Genomic DNA, 24290 nt, shown 5'->3' with positions numbered 1-24290 from the left:
TCCTGTCGTTATAGTTGTCTGGGCCGGGCAGTTGGCGGCGCGCGGCAATACCGTAGGGCGGGGCGGTGCGCGCAGCGCCCGCAACCCGCCATGGCGGTGTCAATCGAATCCCGGCACCGGGCAGCGGCCCTGCGCTTCCAGCGCGCCGGCCAGCCAGGCGTTGACCGCCTCCAGCGCGGGCGCGGCGAAGCCGTAGGTCATCAGTGCGGCCGCGTCGATGTCCAGCGCCTGGTACGGATTCCACAGCGCCAGGTGCAGGTCCGGCTTCCACGTCGCGCGCGCATGGGCGCCGTAGCGCAGGCGGGAGGTCGAGGCCAGCATGGTGTAGCGGCCATCCTGCGGCAGCGCGGACCAGTCGAAGGCGTCGGCGTCCGAGTAGGTCACCAGTTCCACGTCGTACAGCCTGCCCAGCGACGCCGCCACCACGGCGGCCGGTACGCCGGCTTCCGATACGCCATCGCTCACCACGTCCTGGCGCGCCACCAGGCGCACCCTGGCGCCGGCGGCGGGGCGCTGCGGATTGCCGCGCGCGGTCAGGGCGCGGCGCCAGCCTTCGGCCATTACCTGGCGGTCGGCGGCGTCTTCCTTGTACGAGCGCGGCTTGCATGGATAGGCTTGCGCCAGCGCGGTCAGGCGCGCCAGGCGCTGGTCCACGGCGGCCTGCGGCAGCGAGCCCTCGGCCAGCGCGGCGGCGATGGCGTTCAAGGTTTCGTCCTGCGTTGCCGGCGTTCCCAGCGCCATCACCATGTCCGCGCCGGCGATCAGCGCGCGCACGGCGGCGTTGCCCACCCCGTAGCGGCCGGCGATGGCATGCATGTCCATGCCGTCGGTGATGATCACGCCCCGGTAGTTCCACTGCTTGCGCAGCAGGCCGTCCAGGATGGCGGGCGACATGGTGGCCGGATTGTCCGCATCAATGGATGGGTAGACTATGTGCGCCGTCATCATCGCGGGCGCTGTGGGCGCGGCCAGCTTGAAGGGCTTGAACTCGAAGTTCTCCAGCTCCGACAAGGGCTTGTCCACGGTGGGCAGGTCGCGGTGCGAATCGACGTGCGTGTCGCCGTGGCCGGGGAAGTGCTTCACGCAGCAAGCCACGCCCTCCGCATGGCTGCCCGCCATCCACGCCATCGCCAGCTCGGCGGCGCGCTGCGGCTCGGCGCCGAAGGAGCGCTCGGCGATCACCGGGTTGTTCGGGTTGTTGTTCAAGTCCAGCACCGGCGCGAAGTTCCAGTTGAAGCCCAGCGACTTGACCGCGCGCGCCACGGCCGCGCCGGTGCGGTAGGCCAGGTCGGTGTCGTCGGCCGCGCCCAGGCCCATGGCGGCCGGCGGCGCCGGCACCCAGGTCGAGCGCACCACGGCGCCGCCTTCCTGGTCGATGGCGATCAGCGCGTCCGGTCCCATCACCGCGCGCAGGTCGGCGGTCAGCTTGGCCAGCTGCTCGGAGTCCGCCATGTTGCCACGGAACAGGCATACGCCGCGGATGCTGTTGGTGCGGATGAACTCGGCGGTGGCCTCGTCCAGCACGGTGCCGGGGAAGCGGATCATGATCAGTTGACCGGCGATTTTTCGAAGTTCCTGGTGATTCATTTGACTGCTCCGTCCATGCCGCGCATGAAATAACGTTGGGTGAAAAGGAAAGCTGCCAGCGTGGGCAGGATGGTGAGCACCGTGCCGGCGGCGATCACGCGGGTGCTGCTGCCGAAGGTGCCGCGCAAGTACAGCACGCCCACCGACAGCGGAAACTCGTCCGGCTTGCTCATCACGATGGAAGGCCAGATGTATTCGTTCCAGGCCTCCACCGCCGTCAGGATGCCCACCGTGGCCAGCCAGGGCGCGATCAGCGGCAGCATGATGCGGGTGAAGATGATCCACTCGGAAGCGCCGTCCACGCGGGCCGCGTCGATCAGGTCCTGCGGCACTTCCTCGAAGGCTTGCTTCAGCAGCAGGATGGCGACGGCGGTCACCACGTTGGGCAGGATCACGCCGGCGTAGGTGTCCACCAGGCTCAGTTTGGTGACGGTGATGAAGTTGACCAGGAAGTTCACTTCGGAAGGCAGTACCAGCGTGGCCAAAATCAGGCCGAACACCAGGCGGCGGCCCTTGAAATGCATGCGCGCCAGCGGGTAGGCGGCCATCGAGCACAGCACCAGCTTCCAGAACACCGTGAACGCGGCGATCAGGATGGAGTTCTTGAAGAAGGCCAGGAAGGGGATGACGCGGAACGCTTCCTCGAAATTGACCAGCGACGGCGACTTGGGCCAGAAGGTGGGCGGGAAGGCGAAGATGTTGCCCTCCGTGGAAACGGCCGTCACCACCGTCCACCAGAACGGGAACACGCATACCAGCGCGATGGCGCACAGCGCGGCGTAATGCAGGACAGTGCGTGGCTTGATTGCGATCGTCATTTGTGGCTCGGCTTCAGATAGCGCAGGCACAGCATGGCGATGCCGACGCAGAATACAGAGACCACGAAACTGGCCGCCAGCGCGCGCGGCAGCTTCAGGTGCTTAAGGCCCTGGTCGTAGGAGTAGTACAGCGCCGTGAAGGTGGAGTTCATCGGGCCGCCTTGCGTGAGCACGTCCACTTCCTGGTAAGCCTTCAGCGCCGCCAGCACGGACAGGATGGTGCACACCATGATGGTGGGGCGCAGCGTGGGCACGGTGATTTTCCAGAAGCGCTGCCAGCGGTTGGCGCCGTCGAGGATGGCCGCTTCCTGCATGTCGGCCGGTACGGCCTGCAGCGCGGCCAGGTACATCACCATGTACCAGCCCAGGCCGCGCCACAGCGTGACGAACATGATGCAGAACAGGGCCAGCGTATCGTTCGACAGCCAGCCGATGGGCGCATCGACGAAGCGCATCGCCATCAGCACGTAATTGAGCGCGCCCTGCTCGTGGAACATGAAGCCCCACATGATGCCGACCACCGACACGGTGGTCACCACGGGCACATAGAAGGCCGCGCGGAACAGGCGTATGCCGGGCAGCTGGTTATTCACCAGTACCGCCAGTCCCAGCGCGCCCAGCTGCACGAAGGGCACCATCAGCAGGAACACCAGCGAGTTTTTCAGGCCGGTGACGAACATCTCGTTATCGAAGATGTAGCGGAAATTGTCCAGCCCCACCCAAGACGTGGGGCGGATCAGGCTGTAGTCCGTGAAAGCCAGGTAAGAGCCGAAGCCGACCGGCCAGAACGAAAACGCCGCCAGCAAAATCAGCGCAGGCGCCAGGAACAGCCACGCCGCCAACGTCGTCCGCCGCGCGCTCACAGCCGCCCCACCCAAGCAGCCTGAGCCGCATTTTCCAACCCCGGGGTCAGACCCCGTGTGCGCGCAATGCGGCTCAGCTCGCCTTCTTCCCAGAGTGACGCCGGCACCGTCATTGGCGAAACTGTCGCCGCTGCAATGCGAATCTCGGCAGGTTTCGCGTTCCGCTGGGAAACGAGCTGAGCCGCATTCTCCTGACTCGGGGTCAGACCCCGAATTGGGGGAATGCGGCTCAGCTTGCTTTGGCGGGAGAGCTTCTTGTTCCAGATGGCAGCAGCGGCGTCGAGCGCCTGCTTGATGTCTTGCCGGCCGGTGACGCCCGCTTCGACGGCTTTCACCAGAGAACGGCGCAACTCGTCATAGTCGGTGACGCCGGACACGTAGAGCGTATGCGAATGCGGCATCGAGACCGCTCCGGCCGACACCGCTTTTTCCGCAGCGCCTGCATTGGCCGGCACCGCCAGAAAGAACGGGTCGCGCGCCGCGTTGGCCGCGGCCGGGTACACGCTGGCCTGCTTGGCGAACGCCAGCTGGTTGGCGTCGTTGGTCAGGTAGCGCGCGAACTCGCCGATCTGCGGCAGCAGTTGCTTGTCCACGCCGGCCGGCACGGCGAAGTGCACCAGCCACCCGCCATCGGCGATGCCGGTCGGACCGAGCGGCGCGGGGGCCACGTCGGTCTTGGCGTAGATGTCTTTGGCGTCGGTTTCGATGCGTTTGACGGCCGTCGGCGGCGCTAGCAGCATGCCAAGTCGGCCGCCTTTGTAGGCGTCAATGGCGGCGGGGAAGTTGTCTTCGGCGAACAGGCTGTCCTTTAGCAGGCCGCCGGCCTTGTAGGTCTCGGCCAGCTTGGCGATCAGCGCCACGTGTGCGGGCGAGTTGAAGGCGGCGCGGCCGTCTTTGATCACCGGCAGGCCTTGCTGCATCATCAGGCCGTCGATCTTGGCCAAGGCCGGGCACAGGCCGGCCTTGCCGGTGCGCTGGGCGATCTGGCGCGCGAAGGCGAGCTGCTCGTCCAGGCTGCGCGGCGCGCGCGTCAGGCCGGCAGCCTTGAAGATTTCGGTGTTGTAGCTGATGACGGCGACGTTGCTGTACATCGGGAAGCCGTAGGTCTTGCCGCCGAAGGTGAGGTCTTCCAGCGTGCTGGCCAGGTAGCGCTGGCGGGCGCCTTGCAGCAGGTCGTCGACCGGGGTGAGCAGGCCGTCGCGGGCGAATTCATCGGCCCAGGGTACGTTCAGGTTCACCAGCGCGGGCGGGGTGCCGGCCACGATGCGGGTCACCAGCTTGGTCTGGATGATGTCCCATGGGAAGTCGACCCATTCAACCTTGACGCCGGGATGGGTGGCTTCGTAATTACGCGCCAGGCCCTCGAAATAGGGCGTGAATTTGGGCTTCATGCTGAAGGTCCAGAATTCGATTTTTTGAACCGGCGGCGCAGCCAGGGCGCACGTTGCCGCGCCCAGGGCCATCAATGCGGTCAGCAGTGTCTTGATTCTCATCGATGGTCCGGGGCAGGGCGCAGCTTGGCTTGCTTAATTGGTCTTGGTGACTTTGCTCAGGTGGCGCGGACGGTCCGGGTCCATGCCGCGCGCGGCGGACAGCTTGGCAGCCATCACGTAGAACGCCTGGATGGCGACGATGGGATCGAGGTCCGGCGTGGCGGCCACCGGCAAGGTCAGGTCGCGCTGGGCCACGTCGTCCGGCGCGGCCAGCAGCACGCGCGCGCCACGGCCGCGCATCTCGTCGGCCAGCGCCAGCAGGCCGGCCTGGGTCGGACCGCGGGTGGCGAAGATCAGCAGCGGGTAGCCTTCCTCGATCAGCGCCATCGGGCCGTGCTTGATCTCGGCGCCGCTGAACGCCTCGGCTTGCAGCGCCGAGGTTTCCTTGAATTTCAGCGCCGATTCCAGCGCCACCGGGAAGCTGATGCCGCGTCCCACCACCATGATGTTCTTGGCCGGGGCCAGCACGTCCAGCGCCTGCGACCAGTCGGCCTCGGTGGCCTTGCTCAGCGACTCGGGCAGTGCCTGCAGGCCGGCCAGCAGTTCCGGGTCGTTCTGCCATTGCGCCACCAGGCGCGCACCGGCCACCAGCGAGGTGATGAAGCTCTTGGTGGCGGCCACGCTCTGCTCTTTGCCGGCGCGCAGCGGCATCGACCACTCGGCGGCCTGCGCCAGCGGCGAGTCGATGTCGTTGACCAGCGCCACGGTGGTGGCGCCGCCGTCGCGGAAGTAGCGGATCGGCTCGACCACGTCCGGGCTCTGGCCCGACTGCGACACGGCGATGGTCAAGGTGTCGCGCGTGATCAGCGGCGACTTGTGCAGGGTCACCAGCGACATCGGCAGCGAGGCCACCACGCGCCCCAGGCGCGCCATGATCAGGTAGGCGATGTAGTTGCAGGCGTGGTCCGAGCTGCCGCGCGCCACCGTCAGCGCGGTCGAGAAGGGCGTGCTCCTCAATTTGCGTCCCAGGTCCGCGTAGCGGTCCGCGTCGTTCGCCAGTTGCAGCGCGACGCATTCAGCGGCGGACAGGGCTTCTTTAAGCATCATTGAGGTCACAACGTTCTCCTTCGATATATACGGCTTTGAGTTTGAGATCGCGATCCAGTACCACCAGATCGGCATACGCGCCCGGCGCTAGGCGGCCGCGTTCCTGCAGGCCGATGTAGTCGGCCGCATTGGTTGAGACCCGGGCCGAGGCGTCCGCCAGGTCCAGTCCGAGTCCGACCAGGTTGCGCAGCGCCTGGTCCAGTGTGAGGGTGCTGCCGGCCAGGGTGCCGTCGGGCAGGCGCACGCCGCCCATGCATTTGTGGACCACGTGCCGGCCCAGCATGTATTCGCCGTCCGGCATGCCGGTGGCGGCGGTGGAGTCGGTGACGCAGTACAGGCGCGGTATGGCGCGCAGCGCGGTCTTGATGGCGCCCGGATGCACGTGCAGCAGGTCCGGTATCAGCTCGGCGTATTCGGCGTGCGCCAGCGCGGCGCCCACCATGCCGGGCTCGCGGTGGTGCAGGCCGCTCATGGCGTTGAACAGGTGCGTGAAGCCGGCCGCGCCGTGCTCCAGCGCCGCCACGCCGTCTTCGTACGATCCCAGCGTGTGGCCGATCTGCACCCGCATGCCTTCGTCGGCCAGTTCGCGCACCAGGCCGAGATGGCCGGCGATTTCGGGCGCCACGGTGATCACGCGCAGCGGCGCCATGGCTTCCAGGCGCTGCACTTCGGCCAGCGTGGCGGCGCGCGCAAAATTGGGCTGCGCACCGAGCTTGCCGGAATTGATGTACGGGCCCTCGAGGTGGGCGCCCAGCACCCGCGCCTCGTTCTTGCCGCGCTGGCGCACCGCCCGGCCGATGGCCGTCAACGCGATGTCGATGTCTTCCGGCGGCGCCGTCATGGTGGTGGCCAGCATGCTGGTGGTGCCGTGCTGCGCGTGGATCCTGGCGATGGTGTGCACCGCGTCGCCGCCTTCCATCACGTCCTTGCCGGCCCCGCCATGCACGTGCAGGTCGATAAAGCCGGGCAGGATGTAGTCGTCGCCGTTCAGTTGCGGGTCGACTGCCGCGCCGTTGATGCCGGCGATGCGTTCGCCGAACGAGATTGCGCCGCTCAGCCAGCCGGCCGGGGTCAGGATATTGCCTTGGATCGTTACATCGCTCATCTGCGCGACTCCGCTACAAATTCATAATAATCGCTGCGGCAGTAGGAGTGCGTGAGCTCCACCGCTGCGCCGTTTTCGAGATAACTCACGCGCGTGATATGCAGCATGGCTTCGCCGGGCTGGATGTTGGCCAGCTTGGCTTGCTCGGTGGTCGCGTTGACCGCCCGGATGTGCTGCAGCGCGCGCATCGGCACCGTGCCGTTGGCTTCCAAAAAGCCGTACAGGGAACCCGTCACGCTGTGCGGGTTGGGCATGTAGGTGGCCGGGATGGTGGTGGTTTCGATCGCCATCACCACGTCGTCGGCGGTGCGCAGGCGCTTCAGGCGCGCCACGGCCATGTTGGGCGACAGGCCCAGCGACAGCAGTTCCAGCGGCGCCGCCACCCCGATCTCGCGCTGCAGCCAGCGCGAGCCAGCCGTGAAGCCGCGCTGGCGCAGCTCTTCGGAGAAGCTGGTCAGGCGCGACAGCGGCTGTTCCAGTTTCGGCGTGATGTAGGTGCCCGAGCCGCGCTTGCGGGTCAGCATGCCGCGGTCGCACAGCATGTCGATGGCCTTGCGCGCGGTGACCCGCGAGATGTCGAGCATTTCAGAGAGTACGCGTTCGGACGGCAGCGCCTCGTTGGCGCGCCAGTCGCCGCTGGCTATGCCGTCGGACAGCTTGTTCGCCAGCTGCATGTACAGCGGCGTGTCGCTTTCATGGTCCGGCCTGAAATCGCTCAACTGGTCTAGCACGGGTGGCTCCTTGCTGGTGGGTGCTTAGTTGTTGGTCTGGTGTTGTTGCGAGTGCTGCAGATGCTGCTGGATCAGCCGCAGCGCCCCGGCGGCCGAGTCGCCCTGCGGCGCGACGATGCGCTGCAGCAGCTGGGATGGCAGGTAGGCGCGCAGGGGCTCGCCCAGGCCGCCGCACAGCGCGATCGGCAGCTTGCCGGAGGCGTCCAGCGCCTGCGCGATCAAGGCTACCTGGCGGCCCGCCTCCAGCAGGATGGCGCGCGCCACCTCGTCCGTGTCCGCGTGCTGCAGCACGATGCGCGCCAGGTGCGCATAATGGGTCTGGGTGGCGTTGGCCAGCCACACCTGGATGGCGTTGCGTTCGCCCCCGCAGGCATTGATGACAGTGGCCGCGAAGGCGCCGCCTTCGGCGCGGCCGTCGATCACTTGCTGGATGTGGCTGATGGCGCGCAGGCCGATCCAGGCGCCGCCCGCTTCGTCGCCGGCCGGGAAGCCCCAGCCGCCCACTTCCTTGCGGCTGCCGTCGGCCAGCAGGATTTCGCCCACGCTGCCGGTGCCCAGCGCGATGATGGCGCCCGGCTGGCCCTGGTGGGCGCCCAGCACGGTGGTGTAGGCGTCCGTTTCCAGCGCCACGGCCGCGTAGCCGGGATTGGCTGCCACGAAATTGGCTGCCCACTGGCGGTTGTGCACGCCCGCCAGGCCCAGGCCGATGGCGATGCGCTCGCGCGCCGGATAGTCCAGGCCGCTGGCCTTGAAAGCTTTCGCAGCCGCATCCTCGACCGAGGACCACGCGTTCTTGATGCCGTGCAGCAGGCCAGAAGGACCGCTGTCGCCTTCGCCCAGCGCCGCGCCGTTGCTGCGCATCAGGCGCACCCGGGTACCGCTGCCGCCGCCATCGACGCCGATTAAGAATTCGATCATGTTCATGTGTATGTGAGGAGCTGTGGGGCACTATATGGTTGCCTAACCAGCTTGTCAACAGGTATTTAACTGGTATTGTATTTGGGTTAAGTGGACTTGCTTTCCAAGGCGGCAATTATTGCTTATATCTTTGTTTTTTAAGGGTAAATTATTTTGTTGCGTTGGTATTGAATCTGGTCTGGCATAAGGCCAATTTTCAGGGGGCGGGACCGTAAACGCAAAAACGCCCGGCTCGGGGCCGGGCGTTCGGGAAAGTCTGGCTGGGCGGACCCGCAGGCCCGCCTCCACCGTCAATTGTCGCGGCTGGGGCGTACGCCGCTGCGATCTATCATCACCATGCGCGAGCCTTCCGCACCGGACTGCTTGCCCTCGGTGTTCAGTTTGCCCTGCACGTGGACCCAGGCGCTGCCCGGGCCGCGCACCACCACGTCGGCCTGCTTGGCCACCAGGCCGCGCGCCTCCAGGTTGCCGGAGCCGCTCAGGCGGGCGTTCAGGTTGGCGGTGTTGCCGTCCAGGTGGACCTGGCCCGGGCCGCTCATGGTCAGTTTCACGTCCTTGCATTCAGCGGTGGTTTTCAGCTCGCCGGAACCGCGCACTTCGGCGTCCAGCGAGTCGCTCACCTTCTTGAGGAAGATATTGCCGGGGCCGCGGTTGCGGGTGACGGCGCGCGCCACCACCAGGCCCTTGGCGTCCAGGTCGCCCGAACCGTTCACTTCGGCGCTCAGCGTATTGCTGGTGCCGGACAGTTCCACGCTGCCCGAGCTGTCCAGGATGACGCGCACATTGTTGCTGGCCAGGCCGCGCGCGCTCAGGTCGCCCGAACCATGTACCTCGGCGTCGAATTTCTTGATGTTGCCGGCGATGCAGGCGTTGCCCGAACTGCGCAGCATGGCGCTGGCGTTTTCCACTGCCAGGCCGCACGCCTCCAGGTCGCCCGAGCCGGTAATCTCGGCGCGGATTTCCTTGCTGCTGCCGCCCAGGGTCACGCTGCCGGAGCTGTGCATCAGCGCGTTGACGGTGTTGGTGCGCAGCTCGGTGGCTTCCAGGTCGCCCGAGCCGCTCAGTTCGGCGTTCAGGTCCATGCTGACGGCGCCGGCCTGCACGTCGCCGGAGCCGCTCATCTGCAGGTTCACGCTGCCGCTTTTCAGCTGGCGCATGTCCAGGTCGCCGCTGCCGCCGGCGCGCACCACCAGGTTGCCGACCGCGCCGCTGGCTTCCACGTCGCCGGAGCCGCTGGCCGTGAGCGCGAATTGCTGCCCCTTGATCAGGTCGGCGCGCACGTCGCCGGAGCCGCCTGCAATCAGGCTTTTCAGGCCTGCCGCGCTGATGCGCACGGTGGGCGGTTCGGCGGTCTTGCCGAACTGGAAGGAAAAGCCGTTGCGCTTGACCGGGCGCACGATCAGCGTGCCGTTTTGCACTATGGTTTCCAGGTTGTCCAGCTGCTTGCGGGTGCCGCGCACTTCCACTGCGCGGCCGCCGTCATCCTTGATGACCACGTTGTAGGGGCCGGCCAGTTCGATGGCCGTGAAGGCCGCCACCGGGCGTGCTTCATTGGCCACGGCGTTGGACGGGGCGGTTTCCGCGCGGCTGGCCAGGGAGATGGCGCCGCCCGCTACCAGGAGGGAGGCCAGGGCGGTTTGTTTGATCAGCTTATTCATATAGTTTTCACACTGTAGTTTTCACCCAGGGGGCGGGAAGTGTGTGAACAATATGATAAAAAGCAGCGCGCGGTAGGCGGAATGGGATGAAAGCGCGAAATCGCGGGATCAACTGCAAAATAGCGGCGCTGAAATGCAGCGCCGCACAGGCAGGGGCAGGGCGCTTATCTGGTATAGAAGCTCAAGTCCCTGGACAGGGTGTTTTCATGGTTGCGCACCGCCTCGACGGCTTCACGCTGCACCTCGGCGCGCGAGCGGCCAATGTCTTTTTTGGCCGGTGCCAGGGGGGCGGCCACGGCGGTGGCAAGGCCGGCAGCGGCGGCCGGGGTGGCTGCGCTTGCCAGCAGCACCGGGGCCGGCTTGGCGTCGGCCGGGGCTTGTGCTTCGGCCTTGGGCGCGTCGGACGCGAAGGCGGAGGCGGCGCTCAGGACGGTCAGGGCGGCAATCAGTTTCAGCGATTTCATGGTCTGGCTCCTTGCGGGAAGAGGGAAGAGGGAAGAGGGAAGAAGTGTTTCCACATCAATATGAGCCCAGTGTATACAGCGCCATTGGCTTGAAAAAGCCGCATAATCGCAATGCACAATTCCAATGTCAGCAATTATCGGCGCCCTATAGATTTCCCGGTTCCATACCGTTAAGTTGTGTAGCGGCATAGCCACGCGAAATACCATTAGAAGCTCCCAGAGATGTCATAATGGTTGCAGAGCGACGCCGGCGGAGCGCATGCCAAGCCGGGAAGGAGAATCAGCATGATCAAATACATAGGGACCAGGAAAACCAGCGAAGGTGGCACTCTCTATGTCTTCCTGATAAACGGTTTGCAGAAGGAAGTGCGCGAGAGCGCGCTGAAGCAGTATCCCGGCTGCTATGACGCGTTGCCGGCGGCCGCCAAGGCCAAGATCAGCGCCAACCGCGCGTGGATGTCCAAAATCTAGTAATGCGCTGCCTGCCCCCCTCGTTGACAGCCGTTTTCGCGCTGAGCCTGCTGCTGGCCTTGCCGGCAACGCAGGCTGCGCCGCCCACCACTTTCGGCACGGTGATCGGCAGTGGCCTGCTGTGCCGCGACGAAACCAGCAACCGCTTTTACTATGACTACATGGTCAAGTTCTTCGGCCCGCCATACAAGCGCGAAGGCGGCGCCTGGTGGTTCCGCACCGAGGACGCGCGGCTGTGGGGCCAGGAGATCGTGGAAGTGATCGTCAGCGACGACAGCTGGCCCATGGTGTTCGTTGGCGCGGTGGCTGAAAGCACGCCGGAAAAGCTGGAAGAAGCCATCATTGCCCAGGATGGGCTGCGGTATGCGAAAATTGACAATTCGCGCTTTCCGGTGCGGCAAGCCGCGCTGGGCAGCCGCATCGTGTACGCCGACCGCAGGGCCAAGATTTACTGCGCCAAGTTCAAGCCGCTGCCGCCTGCCCTGCGCTGACGGCGGGCCGCAGCGCGGGCTTGGCCGGGCGTTCATCCAGGGACTACATGTACACGCAATTTTTCAACCTGAAACAATCGCCGTTTTCCATCGCGCCCGACCCGCGCTATTTGTACATGAGCGAACGCCACCGCGAAGCGCTGGCGCACTTGCTGTATGGGGTGGGCAGCGGCGGCGGCTTCGTGCTGCTGACCGGCGAGATCGGCGCCGGCAAGACCACCGTGTGCCGCTGCTTCATGGAACAGATTCCTGAAAATTGCCAGCTGGGCTACATCTTCAATCCCAAGCTGTCCGTGGAAGAGCTGCTGCTGTCGATCTGCGATGAATTCCGCATTACGCTGGCGCCGCAGGGAGCCGGCGCGGTCAGTGTCAAAGCCTATGTGGACGGCATCAACCAGCACTTGCTGGAGAGCCACGCGCAGGGCCGCAACAATGTGCTGATCATCGACGAGGCGCAGAACCTGTCGGCCGACGTGCTCGAGCAGCTGCGCCTGCTGACCAACCTGGAAACCAGCGAGCGCAAGCTGCTGCAGATCATCCTGATCGGCCAGCCCGAGCTGCGCGCCATGCTGGCCCGGCCCGAGCTGGAGCAGCTGGCGCAGCGCGTGATCGCGCGCTATCACCTGGGTTCGCTGTCCGTGGCGGAAACCGGCAGCTACATCGGACACCGGCTGGCGGTGGCCGGCTCGGTTGGCGCGGCGCCGTTCCCGGCCAGCCTGATGCCGCAGATTCACCAGCTGACCAAGGGCGTGCCGCGCCGCATCAACCTGCTGTGCGACCGCGCCATGCTGGGCGCCTATGTCGAAAACGCGCCGCAAGTCACGCGCACCATCCTGCGCCGCGCCGCCGCCGAGGTGTTCGCCACCGAGACCGGTACGGCGCCGGCCAAGCGCCTGTGGCCGGCCGTCGCCGCCGGCGTGCTGGCGGGTGCGGCCTTGACCGCCACCGCCGCCTGGCAACTGATGTCGCACCCGGTGACGGTTGTGGTGCCTGACAGGACGGGGCTGGCGACGGTTGCAGCCGCGCCTTCCGCCGCAACGCCGCCGCCCCCGGCGGCTTCCGGCACGCCAGTCGCCGCATTGCAGCCGGCGCCGGGTGCGCCCCTGGTTGCAAGCCCGGCTGCTGGCGCCGCTGCGAACGCGGCGGCAAGTGTCCAGCTTGCGCTGCGGCAGATGGCTACGCTGTGGGGGCAGGCTGTGCCGGCGGGCGAATTCTGCCCGGCCGCCGCGAAACTGAACTTGCGCTGCTTGTTCGGCAAAGGCGGCCTGGACGATTTGCGCTTGCTGGACCGCCCGGCGGTGCTGAAACTGATCGATGACCCGGTGGCGCCGCGCTACGCAGTGCTGACTGCGATGGACGGGCAGGGCGCCACGCTGGAAATTGCCGGCAAGCGTGAAACCGTGCGGCTGGAGGCGCTGGCCGGCCGCTTTGACGGCACCTTCGTTACGCTGTGGCGCGCGCCGCGTGCATGGCGCGACGAGGTGTCGGCCGGCCAGCAGGGACCGGACGTGGACTGGCTGGCCAAGCGCCTGGCGGCGCTGAGCGGCGCCCGCACGCCGCCGGAAAACCGGCCCATGGACGCGGAAACCCAGCGCCTGCTGCGCGAATTTCAGCTCAGCCAGAACTTGAAGGCGGACGGTGTCGCGGGGCCGAAGACTTTTATCAGGCTGAACCGGCTGGGCGGCGTGAACGAACCGCGCCTGCTGGCGCCGGCTAAGCCCGGCGTGGCCGTGGCGGGGAAATAATCATGTCGTACATACTTGAAGCGCTCAAGAAGGCGCAAGCGGAACGCCAGTTGGGCGCCACGCCGACCATCCACGCGCCCACCCTGGATGCGGTGGCAACCCGCCGCGCGCCAGGGCTGCCATGGAAGCCACTGGCGCTGGCCGCCGGAGCGGTGGTCATTGCCGGCGCGGCCGCGCTGGCATGGCGCGAGCAAGCCGCTCCTGCCGCCCCTGCCGCGCCGGTACCCGCCGCGCTTGTTGGCCAGGCGCCAGCGGTGGCGGCAGTGCCTGCCGCGCCCGGCACTGGCGCTGCTGCTGCTGCTGCTGCTGCTGCTGCTGCTGCTGCTGCTGCTGCATCGGCGCCGGCGCCTGCCGCCGCCGTTGCGCCTGCGGTTGCGCCGCCCGCCGAGCCTCCAGCGCCGCCGCCAGGCGCTGCTGCCGGGATGCCGGCCTCGCCGCCCGCCGCCAAGCTTGCCGTGGCCGGACCGGCCGCGCTGCCGCAGGCTGCCACGCCAGTGCAGGCAGCTCCGGCGCCGCTTCCCGCTCAATTAGCCGCTGCCGAAGCGGTGAAGCCTGCGCCGGCGAAACCCGCGCCAGCCGCTGTCGCCGAAGTCACGGAAGAGCCGGTCCAACTGCTGCGCGACTTGCCGGAGCCGATACAGCGCAGCATCCCGCCGATCACCATGGGCGGCTATATGTATTCCAAGAACCCGGCCGACCGCCTGGTGCTGATCGACAAAATCCTGCGCCGCGAAGGCGAGGAGGTCGCCCCCGGCCTGGTGTTGGAAAAGCTGCTGCCGAAAGCGGCCATCTTCACCTTCAAGGGCTACCGCTACCGCGTGCCGTACTGAAAGAACTTCTGATGCATCCACATTTCCCCGAACTTCCCGGCAACGTTATCGGCATCGTCGGCACCTCCGGCAGCGGCAAGACCACGCTGCTGGAACTGCTGGTGACGCAGCTGGCCGCGCTGGGCCTGCGCGTCAATGTCATCAAGCACAGCCACCACGACCTGGAGCTGGAGCCGCCGCGCAAGGATTCCGCGCGCCTGCGCATGGCCGGCGCGGCCGAAGTGATGGTGGCCTCCCCGTACCGCTTTGCCATTATCCAGGAGCTGCGCGGCGCCCCGGAACCCACGCTGTACGAGCAGCTGGCGCGCATGGCGCCCGCCGACCTGACCCTGGTCGAAGGCTTCAAGTCTTATCCCTACTACAAGCTGGAGGTGTACCGCCCGGAAACGGGGCGCCCGCCGCTGTACCCGTCCGACCCGCGCATCGCGGCAGTGGCCTCCGACCAGCCGCCGCCGGACCAGTTGCGCGACGGCCTGGCCTGGCTGGATTTGAATAATCCGCCGGCCATCCTGGCCTGGCTGCGGCAACGCGTGAAAATTATTTCGCCGGCCCCCTAAAGCTTTCACAAAAGCGCCCGTAAACAGGGGATAGCCCATAGTGGAGGATGTCATGGACGTTTCAGGAATTGCACGCGTAGCAACCAGTATCGCCGACACCGGCCTCAAGCAGGACGTGGCCTTGGCCGTGCAGAAAAAAGCCCAGGACGTCCAGGCATCGAGCGCACAGGCGCTGATCGAAGCGATCCCTCCTGTACCGAAGGCATCCAACCTGCCTTCCAACCTCGGCAACACCATCAACACCACGGCGTAGACCGCCGCCGCGCTCCTCGCGCGCCAGCAAGCCCGGAGACACCGCTCGGTGATGCCGGGCTTTTTCTTTTGTGAATTCAAAAAAATATGTAAGGATGCGAACTCGGTGCGCGACTATGCTTCAGCCGCAGACTTCTGCGCATCAAGAACGATAACCCTACTTATCCTTAGGAGATAGTCATGAACAAACGTCAAGCCCTGATCGCCGCTGCCCTGGCAACCGTCTGCAGCGCCGCCACCGTGTCCGCCTCGGCCATGGAACCTGCCGCCGGCAAGGAAAAATGCTACGGCATCGCCAAAGCCGGCCAGAACGACTGTGCTTCGTCCAATGGCACCCACTCCTGCGCCGGCCAGGCCAAAGCCGACAACGCGCCTACCGAGTGGAAATATGTGGCCAAGGGCACCTGCGAAAAAGCCGGCGGCAAGACCACCGCGCCAGCCAAGTAATCGCCCCTGCCGCCCGGAGCCACCGCCATGCCGCACGACGCCCATCCATCCCCCGCGCTGGGCGTTGGCGTTGGCCTGAGGGCGCAGCATTATCGCCGCTTCCTGGAGCAGCGGCCCACGGCCGGGTGGCTGGAAGTACACACCGAGAATTATCTCGACCGGGGCGGCTGGGACTGGCACGTGCTGCAGGACTTGCGGCGCGACTATCCGGTGAGCCTGCACGGCGTGGGGCTGGGGCTGGGTTCGGCGCGCGGCTTCTCCGAAGAGCACCTGGACCGCGTGCGCGAGCTGGTGCGGGCGGTGCAGCCGGCACTGGTGTCCGAGCACTTGTGCTGGGGAGCCGTGGCCGGCCGCCACCTCAATGACTTGCTGCCGCTGGCGCTTGACGGCGCCGCGCTGGATCTGCTGTGCGAGCGAGTGCATCGCGTGCAGGACAGGCTGCAACGCACGATACTGCTGGAAAATGTGTCCACCTATCTACGCTTTCGCGGCGACGCCATGAGCGAGGCCGAGTTCATGGCGGCGCTGGCGCAGAGGACCGGTTGCGGGCTGCTGCTGGACATCAACAATCTTTATGTGAACCAATGCAATCACGGCGAGGACGCGCTCGCTGCGCTAGCCGCGATCGCACCCGGCACGGTGGGCGAAATCCACCTTGCGGGCCACCTGGTGACGCCGGACGCGGTGATCGACCACCATGGTGCGGCGGTGGCCGAGCCGGTTTGGGCATTGTACGAAGCCGCTCTGCGCCGCTTCGGCTGGCTGCCCACGCTGATCGAGTGGGATACCGATATTCCCGAGCTCGACGTGCTGCTGGGCGAGGCCGGCAAAGCGCGCGCAATGGCTGAGAGATGGGCCGCCGGGCCACGGCAAGTGCGGCTGCCGCTGCCGGACGTGCGGCGGAGCGATGGCCGCGCGCCCGCAGTGCCGGGCGGGCTGGCCAAGCTGGCCGGTAGCCAGCAAGCTTTCGCCGCCGGCTTGCTCGACGTCGCCGATGCCGGCCCTGTGCTGGCGGCCTGCCGGGGCGATGCCAACGAGCAGCGCTACGCTCTGTATCGCGGCAATCTGGCCGTCAGCTGGCACAAAACCCTGGCCACCGCCTATCCGGTGATTGCCCAGCTGGTGGGCGAAGAATTCTTCGGCGGCCTGAGCGGGCAATACGGCCGCGCGCACCCGTCCTCCAGCGGCGACCTGAACCAGTTCGGCGCCGGCTTTGCCGGCTTCCTTGCAGACTTCCCGCACACCGCCGCTCTCCCATACCTGCCCGACATGGCCAGGCTCGAATGGGCGCTGCACCGCGCCCACTATGCGGCCGACTCGCCCGCGGTGCCGGCTGCCGATCTGGCCGCCGTCCCGCCCGAGCAACTGGAACAGGCGCACCTGGCGCTGCGCCGCGCATGCAGCCTGTTCGCATCCGGCTGGAACGTGGTGCAGTTGTGGCTGGCGCACCAGTCTGATGGCCCGCCGTTCCCGGACAGCATGGAGATCCGCGGTTTTGCGCTCATCACCCGCGCCAGCTGGAAAACCGCAGTGCTGCCGCTCGGCAGCGCAGGCCACGCCGCGCTGGCGGTGCTGCAGGGCGGCGGCAATTTCGGCGCCGCGCTGGACGCCGCGTTCGAGCAGGACGAAGCGTTCGACGTCGCCGCGCACTTGCAGCAATGGCTGGACCACGCCGTGTTCAGTGCGATCCGCACGCCGGGCGCCACGCTCACGCATTGATACCGCAGCCGCTGGCTGCCCCAACCTGGAATCGAGACTGACATGAAAAACCTGTCTGCATTGCATCGCCTGTCCACCCGCTACGACGCCGCGCTGAGCGCATGGGGCGGCTCGCTGGCCAGCCTGGCGGTCCGGCTGTACGTCGGCTGGCAATTTCTGAAAGCCGGCCTGACCAAAGTGAACGACTGGAGCACGACGCTGGCGCTGTTCCACGATGAATACCAGGTGCCGCTATTGCCGCCGGACCTGGCTGCCTACATGGGCACCGGCGGCGAACTGGTGCTGCCGCTGCTGCTGTTTGTCGGGCTGTTCTCGCGTCCGGCCGCGCTGGCGCTGTTCTTCGTCAATGCCATGGCCGTGCTTTCCTATCCACAGCTGTTCAGCTTTGAATGCCCGGCGGCCATCAATGACCATTTTTACTGGGGAGCGATGCTGCTGGTCGTGGTGGCCTTCGGTCCGGGCCGTTTTTCGCTCGATGCATTGATCGGGAAGAAACGGCCGGATTGACGGTGGCAAGGAACGGTTAGCGGAACGCGCGCATCAGCTTGGCTTCACCGCTGCTGTCGCGGTGCTGCAAGCTGGCGGCATGGGTGGCGGCGATCATGCGCGCCAGTTGCGCGTCTTCGAAACGCGCCAGTTCTTCGGTGGCGGCCTGCAGCGCCTGGGTGAGCTTCGCTCGCGCGTTTTGGTACAGCGCGCTGGTGTGCTGGTCGGTGTTTTTCAGGAGTTCTTCCGCGTTTTCAATCACTTGCCGCAAATCGCCGATCAGGCGCTCCTGGGTTTGCAGCTTGTGTTCAGGGCCGTCCATGGCGATCCCCCTCCTGCTGGTTGAGCAACATCACTGTGCGGAACAGGCACAGCCTGCTCCACCTTCAGCTTAGCGATTGATTGCCCAAATGCAAGAAATATTGCAATTGCGATTCCTGCCTTGCCACTCAAGCCCGATCAAGCGCCGTCTGCGCCGCTGTCACCCTCGACGCTGATGCGCACATCGCCTACGCTGACTTGCTGACCTGCGCGTATCTTGCAGGTCTTGCGCAATTCCTGCTTGCCGTCGACTTTCACCTGGCCGCTGGCCACCAGCACCTTGCCGGCGCCGCCGCTGTCGCACAGGCCCACGTTTTTCAACAGCTGGTTCAGTTCGATGAATTCCGACGTCAGTTCAAAACTAACCTTTTGCATTTATTTTATCCTTTGTCGCGATGACGTGTTGTTCAGTTATCAAAAAATTCAGCCGAAGCGCACAGGCTCAAGCCCTGGCGCTGGGCTGCGTCATCTCCAGCGGCACGATCCACTGGTCGAACTGTTCCGCGCTGACGAAGCCCAGTGCCAGCGCTGCTTCCTTCAATGTCGTGCCGTCGTGCTGCGCCTTCTTGGCAATTTGCGCGGCGCGATCATAGCCTATATGCGGCGCCAGCGCAGTGACCAGCATCAGCGACCGTTCCATCAGCTCGCCGATGCGGCCCAGGTTGGCCTCGATGCCCTGCGCGCAATGATGGTCGAAGCTGCGCATGCCATCGGCCAGCAGGCGCGCGCTTTGCAGGAAGTTGTGCGCGATCAGCGGCTTGTACACGTTCAGCTCGAAGTTGCCGGAGGCGCCGCCCACGGTAATGGCGACATCGTTGCCGAACACCTGGCAGCACAGCATGGTAACGGCTTCGCACTGGGTAGGGTTGACCTTGCCCGGCATGATGGAGCTGCCCGGCTCGTTTTCCGGGATGGTGATCTCGCCCAGTCCCGAGCGCGGGCCGGAGGCCATCCAGCGCACGTCGTTAGCGATTTTCATCAGCGCCGTGGCCAGGGTTTTCATGGCGCCGTGGGCGGCCACCAGCGCGTCGTGCGCGGCCAGGGCGGCGAATTTGTTGTCGGCGGTTTCGAACGGCAGCTGCAAGCGGTCGGCCAGCTCGGCGGCGATGCGGGTGGCGTATTCCGGGTGCGCGTTCAGGCCGGTGCCCACTGCCGTGCCGCCGGCGGCCAGTTCCAGCAGCGGGGGCAGGGCGGCGGTAATGGCCAGGTCGGCGTAGTCCAGCTGGGCCACGTAACCGGAGAATTCCTGGCCCAGGGTCAGCGGCGTGGCGTCCTGCAGGTGGGTGCGGCCGATCTTGACGATATCGGCGAAGGCCTTGGCCTTGGCGTCCAGCGTGGCGCGCAGGTCGCGCAGCGCGGGCAGCACGGCGTGGGCGAGGGCGTTGGCCGAGGCCACGTGGATGGCGGTGGGGAAGATGTCATTGGACGACTGGCCCATGTTCACATGGTCGTTCGGGTGCAGCAGGCGTTGTTCGCCGCGCTCGCCGCCCAGGATTTCCGAACCCCGGTTGGCCAGCACTTCGTTCATGTTCATATTGGACTGGGTGCCGGAACCGGTTTGCCACACGGCCAGCGGGAATTCGCCTGCGTGCTGGCCGGCCAATACTTCGTCCGCCGCCTGGGTGATGGCCGAGGCCTTGGCTTCGTCCAGCAGGCCAAGGTCGAAGTTGACGCGGGCGGCGGCGCGCTTGACGCTGGCCAGCGCATTGATCAGCTCGGGCGGCATGCGTTCGGTGGAGATGGCGAAGTGTTCCAGCGAGCGCTGGGTTTGCGCGCCCCACAGTTTATCTGCGGGGACGTCGATCGGGCCAAAACTGTCTCGCTCGGAACGGGTACTCATGGATGCCTCTCGTGATGGAATATGCAATTAGTGTAGCGCAGAGTCCAAATTCCGGCGCAGGACTTCAAAACCGGGAATTCCAGCCGTTAAGACTGTTACACTTTAGAAATTCGCAGCCTAGCGACCCCGAATACATGCAGCGTAGCCCTTACCGTTTTCCCGCCCGCCGCGCCGGCGCCATCGTGCTGGCGGCCGCCTTCTCGTGCGCTGCCTTGCCGTCCATCGCGCCAGCGGCAGAGCTGGGCGATGTGGTGGTGCGCTCGCATATCGGGCAGCAGCTGTCGGCCGACATTGAGCTGGTGATGCTGACGCCGGAGGACCAGGCGGGCGTGCAGGTCAGGCTGGCCGGACAGAATATCTACCTGGGCGCCAACGTGCGCATGCATCCGGCGCTGTCGTCGCTGCGCATGTCGGTGGTCAGGCGGGACAACCGGCAGTTTTTGCATTTAACGACGTTGCAGCCGCTGGACGCCGAACTGGTGCATCTCTTTCTTGAACTGGGTGCGGGCAGCCGCGCCAGCGTGCGTTCCGCCACGCTGTGGCTGACGCCGGAGCCGCCGCCGGTGCGCTCCGCGGCGCCTGCGCTGCCTGCTTCTACCGGTTCAGCCGCTGCGCTTGCCGCTGCCGCGCCACGGCCGCAAACCGCACCGCCGTTAGCGGTCGACGCCGGCGTCGGCCCCGCCGCCGCACCGTCCGCCGCCGAGCGCGCCGCCCAGGAAGCCCAGGCGGCAGCCAACCGCGCAGCTGCCATGCGCGCCGCGAGGATGCGCGCCGCAGCCAACGCCGCGCGCGATGCCGCCGGCGATGCCGCTTTCACGCCGCCGCCTGCGGCCGAGGTCAAGCCGGGCCCGGCGGCGGTACCGATCAAGCTTGGGTCTGAGCCGCGCGTGGCCAGGAGCAAAACCGGTGCGGCCAAGGCCGGCGTTTGCGCACCCGGCCAGTCCGACGCCGAAGCTCAGCAGTGCGTGGCGCTGGACCAGACCAATGCCGAGCTGAAGACCAAGCTGGTGGACCTGGAAGACAAGGTCAAGCAATTGCAGGCGGCTTTGGGGCAGGGCGGTGCAGTGGCCGCAGCACCAGCTGCGTCTTCCGCTGCATCTGCCGTCAATGCCGCCAATGCCGCCGCGTCCGCGCCGGCGCCAGGTCCCCAAGCCGCCCCGGCAGCATCGGCAGCCGCCGGCGCGGCCGAAGCGGCCAACAAGGCAGGCACGGTCATTCCGCCTTCCGCGCCGCCTAAGGTCAACGGCAAGAAAAAGCGCGAGGCCGGCGGCATCAACACCACCACCATGGTGGTGGGCGGCGTCCTGCTGCTGGCGCTGGCCGGCGGCCTGCTGGCCTATCTGATTCGCCGCAAGAAGATCAAATTCTCCACCGAGCCCCTGAAAGTGTGGCAAGGCTGGCGCAGGAACAAGAGCGCCGCCGCGCCGGAAGCCGCAGTGGCGGACGAGGCTATACCCGAGAAGGAATAAGCACCATGCGAGCGGTGCCGGCGGCGGTGCGCAAAACGCGCTATACTCGCCGGGTTGCCATCCCGGCATGCGCAAGCATGACTATCCCGGCGACTGACCCGGCCGCCGCTCTTCAGCATTCTTTCCGTTCCTTTCTTGTCAGCATAGCCAGCGCTCCCGCCTGGCGACAGGCGCTGGGTGGTGCCCGCGCACTGCGCACCCGCTTTCAATCCATAGGAAAGGCATCATGAGCACCGCAACTTCCGCCACCATCGCGTCGCAATACGACGCATTCAAGCAACTCGGCCTGAAACTTGACATGTCGCGCGGCAAGCCCGCGCCCGAGCAACTGGACCTGTCCAACCAGCTGATGGCCGCGCTGGACGGCTACGCCGCCGGCGACGGCACCGACACCCGCAACTACGGCGGGGGCGTGGGCCTGCCGGAAGCGCGCGCCCTGTTCGCCGAACTGCTGGACGTGCCGGCTGCGCAAGTGGTGGTCGACAGCAGCGCCAGCCTGTCGCTGATGCACGACGTCGTCGTCTACAGCCTGCTGCTGGGCGTGCCCGGCCATGCGCCATGGATCTCGTCCGGCCAGCCGGTCAGCTTCCTGTGCCCGGTGCCGGGCTACGACCGCCACTTCGCCATTTGCGAGCAGCGCGGCATCAAGATGATCAACATCCCGATGACCGACGACGGCCTGGACATGGACCTGGTCGAACGCCTGGTCGCGTCCGACGCCAGCATCAAGGGCATGTGGTGCGTGCCCAAGTACAGCAACCCGGGCGGCGTGGTCTACTCGGACGAAACCGTGCGCCGCCTGGCCGCCATGAAAACCGCCGCCCCCGACTTCCGCCTGATGTGGGACGACGCCTACCGCTTCCACCACCTGGGCGACGAGAAGATCGGCATGGCCAATATCCTGGACGAGTGCGCCAAGGCCGGCCAGCCGGACCGCGCCATCGTGTTTGCCTCCAGCTCCAAGGTCAGCTGGGCCGGCTCCGGCGTAGCCGCGCTGGCCGCTTCGCCGGCCAACATCGCCTGGTGGAGCAAGCACGCCGGCATCCGCAGCATTGGCCCGGACAAAGTCAACCAGCTGCGCCACGTGCGCTTCCTGAAGGACAAGGCCACCGTGGAAGCGCTGATGGAACAGCACCGCGCGCTGCTCAAGCCCAAGTTCGACATCGTGCTGGCGCAATTCGAGGAATACCTGGGGCAAGTGGAAGGTGTGAGCTGGACCCGTCCGAAAGGCGGCTACTTCATTGACCTGGTGACCCCGCCGGGCGCCGCCAAGCGCACCATCGCGCTGGCGAAAGAAGCCGGCATCACGCTGACCCCGGCAGGCGCCGCCTACCCCTACGGCAACGATCCGGACGACAGCCACATCCGCATCGCCCCCAGCTTCCCCTCGCTGGACGAAATCCGCCAGGCCGCCAAGGGCATCGCCTTGTCCCTGCGCGTAGCAATCAGCCGGTAATATTGTCAGAAGGGAAAATGGGGTCAGGCTCCATTTTCCTCTCAGGCAAAAAAAAGCGCCGTGAGGCGCTTTTTTTTCGTTGGGGCGTGGACGGCTTACTGGGCCATGCTACTGGGCCATGCCGGGCGTGCGGTTCAGCCAGGGTTCGGTCACGTCGCGGATGGCGCGGTCGTTGGCCAGGATTTGCTTCAGCAGGTCAATCTTGCGCTGGCGCGCTGCGCCGTCCAGCGGGGCGACGGTGGCGCCGGCAGCAACCGTGGCGGTTGCCATCGCAGTCTGCTTTTCCAGGCGGCCCAGGCTCTCCCAGTCGCTCGCGCGTGCTGCCATGGCCATGTTATTGGTCAGGCTGGCAACATTTTCGTACATCGAGAGGACTTCGTTGGAGGTCATGGCGCATCCTGAAAAGTAAAAATGGATTACTGCTTGTCTGGATTAACGTCATGCGTTTCGGGAACTTTAGGGTTTTTGAAAAATAATTTGAAAATAGTTTTGGGATAGGCAAAAAAACAAGGCCGGCGCGGCCCCGAAGGGCGGCGCCGGCCGGCGGCTGGCAGGCAGGGCTTTATTTGACCAGTTCTTCCAGGCCAGCGCTCAGTTCGCTAGGCGGCGGCATGTCGTCGATCAGCGCGTTCGGCTCCAGGCCCAGTTCCTCGGCGATCTCGGTCGGATAGCAGGCTTCGATTTCCTCGTCGGTCAGCTTGTTCTCTTCCACGCGCGCGCGCCAGGCGGCCAGGTGGATGATGCCGGCCAGGCGGGTGCCGTGCTCGTGGTTCATCGGGTCGGGGAAGGCCATGATGGTCTCGGAGAACGCTTCCGGGAACTTCCAGCGCTTGGCCAGTTCCGCGCCCACGTCGGCGAAGGTGTAGGCCAGCGACGCTTGCTCGGCATCCAGGCGGCGCGAGTCCAGCGGACCGGCAACCTTGTCCAGCTGCATGGCTTGCTCGGGCATGGCGGCGTGCATCACCAGTTGGCCGATGGCGTGCATCATGCCGATGGTGAACGCCAGGTCGGTGTTCTCTTTGGTCTTTTTGGCAATCCACTTGGCCGACACTGCGGTGTACAGGCTGTAGCGCCAGAATTGTTTCAGGTCCAGGCCGGGCACGGTCTTGAAACCGCTCACCAGGCCGGAGCTGATCACCAGCGTGCGCACGGTGACGAAGCCCAGCATCAGCACGGCGTCCTCGACGGTGCCGATGCTGCGCGAGACGTGGTAGTAGGCCGAGTTGGCCAGGCGCAGCAGCTTGGCGCTGAGCACTGGGTCGGTGGACAATTTTTTCGCGATTTCTTCGGTCGAAACGCTGGCCTTGTCGAAGCTGCTGATCAGTTCTTCAACAACCTTGGGAGCCGTGGGCAACGCAGTCGGGTTCTGGAAAAGGGCTTCAAGTTTCATAGGGGGCTCTCCTGGTTTTATGTGCGTTGCTGTAGGTGAACTATATAGCGATTCGCCCCAATTTTGTGGCCTTTTTATGCCGGGCGTAGCATTGACGCACAGCATTCCCTGTATTCTGCAGCGCATCCCTGG

The 24290-nt window shown here is 66.0% G+C and carries 26 protein-coding genes; 11 read left to right on the top strand and 15 right to left on the bottom strand.

Going from position 1 to position 24290, the window contains the following annotated elements; genetic code table 11:
• Positions 1-99 precede the first annotated feature (99 nt).
• The 10 genes from nagZ to ASD15_RS31275 form a co-directional block, all read right to left on the bottom strand.
• Positions 100-1587: a beta-N-acetylhexosaminidase gene (gene nagZ / locus ASD15_RS31320; protein WP_057158971.1), complete on the bottom strand. Its 1488-nt coding sequence runs from the start codon at positions 1585-1587 to the stop codon at positions 100-102.
• Complete coding sequence (locus tag ASD15_RS31315) at positions 1584-2405, bottom strand: carbohydrate ABC transporter permease (RefSeq protein WP_057158970.1); 822 nt, start codon at positions 2403-2405, stop codon at positions 1584-1586. The genes nagZ and ASD15_RS31315 overlap by 4 nt, the downstream gene beginning before the upstream one ends.
• Positions 2402-3247: a carbohydrate ABC transporter permease gene (locus ASD15_RS31310; protein WP_229418403.1), complete on the bottom strand. Its 846-nt coding sequence runs from the start codon at positions 3245-3247 to the stop codon at positions 2402-2404. Before ASD15_RS31310 ends, ASD15_RS31315 begins: the two co-directional genes overlap by 4 nt.
• Before the next feature lie 17 nt (positions 3248-3264).
• Positions 3265-4761: an ABC transporter substrate-binding protein gene (locus ASD15_RS31305; protein WP_229418402.1), complete on the bottom strand. Its 1497-nt coding sequence runs from the start codon at positions 4759-4761 to the stop codon at positions 3265-3267.
• Between the two features lie 33 nt (positions 4762-4794).
• Positions 4795-5808 (bottom strand): SIS domain-containing protein, encoded by a 1014-nt coding sequence (locus ASD15_RS31300; protein WP_057158968.1) that lies wholly within the window; start codon positions 5806-5808, stop codon positions 4795-4797.
• Positions 5798-6913, bottom strand: coding sequence for an N-acetylglucosamine-6-phosphate deacetylase (nagA, locus tag ASD15_RS31295; protein WP_057158967.1), 1116 nt, complete (start codon positions 6911-6913; stop codon positions 5798-5800). Before nagA ends, ASD15_RS31300 begins: the two co-directional genes overlap by 11 nt.
• Complete coding sequence (locus ASD15_RS31290; RefSeq protein WP_200954133.1) at positions 6910-7644, bottom strand: GntR family transcriptional regulator; 735 nt, start codon at positions 7642-7644, stop codon at positions 6910-6912. The genes nagA and ASD15_RS31290 overlap by 4 nt, the downstream gene beginning before the upstream one ends.
• A gap of 24 nt (positions 7645-7668) precedes the next feature.
• Positions 7669-8562, bottom strand: coding sequence for a BadF/BadG/BcrA/BcrD ATPase family protein (locus ASD15_RS31285; RefSeq protein WP_057159016.1), 894 nt, complete (start codon positions 8560-8562; stop codon positions 7669-7671).
• Positions 8563-8852: 290 nt separating this feature from the next.
• Complete coding sequence (locus ASD15_RS31280) at positions 8853-10220, bottom strand: GIN domain-containing protein (RefSeq protein WP_082552266.1); 1368 nt, start codon at positions 10218-10220, stop codon at positions 8853-8855.
• 164 nt (positions 10221-10384) lie between these two features.
• Positions 10385-10684 carry a hypothetical protein gene (locus ASD15_RS31275; RefSeq protein ID WP_057158966.1) on the bottom strand — a complete coding sequence of 100 codons (300 nt, stop codon included), beginning with the start codon at positions 10682-10684 and terminating at the stop codon, positions 10385-10387.
• A 285-nt stretch (positions 10685-10969) separates the two neighbouring features.
• On the opposite strand from ASD15_RS31275, the gene ASD15_RS31270 reads away from it, so the two are divergent.
• From ASD15_RS31270 to ASD15_RS31230, 9 genes are all read left to right on the top strand, one after another.
• A complete protein-coding gene (locus ASD15_RS31270) occupies positions 10970-11155 on the top strand; it encodes a hypothetical protein (protein ID WP_057158965.1) in 186 nt (61 codons plus the stop codon).
• A 23-nt stretch (positions 11156-11178) separates the two neighbouring features.
• The gene (locus ASD15_RS31265; protein WP_229418401.1) at positions 11179-11646 is read left to right on the top strand and encodes a hypothetical protein; all 468 of its coding nucleotides are present in this window, start codon (positions 11179-11181) and stop codon (positions 11644-11646) included.
• Between the two features lie 47 nt (positions 11647-11693).
• Entirely contained in the window at positions 11694-13391 is a 1698-nt protein-coding gene (locus ASD15_RS31260) for an ExeA family protein (protein ID WP_057158963.1), read from the top strand.
• A gap of 2 nt (positions 13392-13393) precedes the next feature.
• Positions 13394-14221, top strand: a complete 828-nt coding sequence (locus tag ASD15_RS31255) for a general secretion pathway protein GspB (protein WP_057158962.1) — start codon at positions 13394-13396, stop codon at positions 14219-14221.
• Positions 14222-14232: 11 nt separating this feature from the next.
• Positions 14233-14778: a molybdopterin-guanine dinucleotide biosynthesis protein B gene (mobB, locus tag ASD15_RS31250; RefSeq protein ID WP_057158961.1), complete on the top strand. Its 546-nt coding sequence runs from the start codon at positions 14233-14235 to the stop codon at positions 14776-14778.
• Positions 14779-14830: 52 nt separating this feature from the next.
• The gene (locus tag ASD15_RS31245) at positions 14831-15031 is read left to right on the top strand and encodes a YjfB family protein (RefSeq protein WP_057158960.1); all 201 of its coding nucleotides are present in this window, start codon (positions 14831-14833) and stop codon (positions 15029-15031) included.
• Positions 15032-15210: 179 nt separating this feature from the next.
• A complete protein-coding gene (locus ASD15_RS31240; RefSeq protein ID WP_057158959.1) occupies positions 15211-15477 on the top strand; it encodes a DUF2282 domain-containing protein in 267 nt (88 codons plus the stop codon).
• Positions 15478-15504: 27 nt separating this feature from the next.
• Positions 15505-17196, top strand: a complete 1692-nt coding sequence (locus ASD15_RS31235; protein WP_057158958.1) for a DUF692 family multinuclear iron-containing protein — start codon at positions 15505-15507, stop codon at positions 17194-17196.
• A 42-nt stretch (positions 17197-17238) separates the two neighbouring features.
• Entirely contained in the window at positions 17239-17703 is a 465-nt protein-coding gene (locus tag ASD15_RS31230) for a DoxX family protein (protein ID WP_057158957.1), read from the top strand.
• Positions 17704-17719: 16 nt separating this feature from the next.
• Here ASD15_RS31230 and ASD15_RS31225 read toward each other — a convergent pair whose 3' ends face one another.
• From ASD15_RS31225 to fumC, 3 genes are all read right to left on the bottom strand, one after another.
• Positions 17720-18004: a DUF883 domain-containing protein gene (locus ASD15_RS31225; protein WP_057158956.1), complete on the bottom strand. Its 285-nt coding sequence runs from the start codon at positions 18002-18004 to the stop codon at positions 17720-17722.
• 137 nt (positions 18005-18141) lie between these two features.
• Positions 18142-18378: an RNA-binding S4 domain-containing protein gene (locus tag ASD15_RS31220; RefSeq protein WP_056403114.1), complete on the bottom strand. Its 237-nt coding sequence runs from the start codon at positions 18376-18378 to the stop codon at positions 18142-18144.
• A 67-nt stretch (positions 18379-18445) separates the two neighbouring features.
• Positions 18446-19843: a class II fumarate hydratase gene (gene fumC / locus ASD15_RS31215; RefSeq protein ID WP_057158955.1), complete on the bottom strand. Its 1398-nt coding sequence runs from the start codon at positions 19841-19843 to the stop codon at positions 18446-18448.
• Between the two features lie 134 nt (positions 19844-19977).
• Here fumC and ASD15_RS31210 point away from each other — a divergent pair, with 134 nt between their 5' ends.
• Positions 19978-21312 (top strand): FimV family protein, encoded by a 1335-nt coding sequence (locus ASD15_RS31210; RefSeq protein WP_057158954.1) that lies wholly within the window; start codon positions 19978-19980, stop codon positions 21310-21312.
• Positions 21313-21538: 226 nt separating this feature from the next.
• Positions 21539-22768: an aminotransferase class I/II-fold pyridoxal phosphate-dependent enzyme gene (locus ASD15_RS31205; protein ID WP_057158953.1), complete on the top strand. Its 1230-nt coding sequence runs from the start codon at positions 21539-21541 to the stop codon at positions 22766-22768.
• 108 nt (positions 22769-22876) lie between these two features.
• Here the strand turns inward: ASD15_RS31205 and ASD15_RS31200 are convergent, their stop codons facing one another.
• Both ASD15_RS31200 and ASD15_RS31195 read right to left on the bottom strand, forming a co-directional pair.
• Positions 22877-23158, bottom strand: a complete 282-nt coding sequence (locus tag ASD15_RS31200) for a flagellar protein FliT (RefSeq protein ID WP_057158952.1) — start codon at positions 23156-23158, stop codon at positions 22877-22879.
• A gap of 172 nt (positions 23159-23330) precedes the next feature.
• A complete protein-coding gene (locus tag ASD15_RS31195) occupies positions 23331-24158 on the bottom strand; it encodes an HDOD domain-containing protein (RefSeq protein WP_057158951.1) in 828 nt (275 codons plus the stop codon).
• Positions 24159-24290: the final 132 nt, after the last annotated feature.

This window comes from Massilia sp. Root351 (genome assembly GCF_001425045.1).
Lineage (GTDB): Bacteria > Pseudomonadota > Gammaproteobacteria > Burkholderiales > Burkholderiaceae_D > Rugamonas.
The sequence above is the reverse complement of the archived record's forward strand: the minus strand, read 5'-3'. Positions and strand labels throughout refer to the sequence as shown.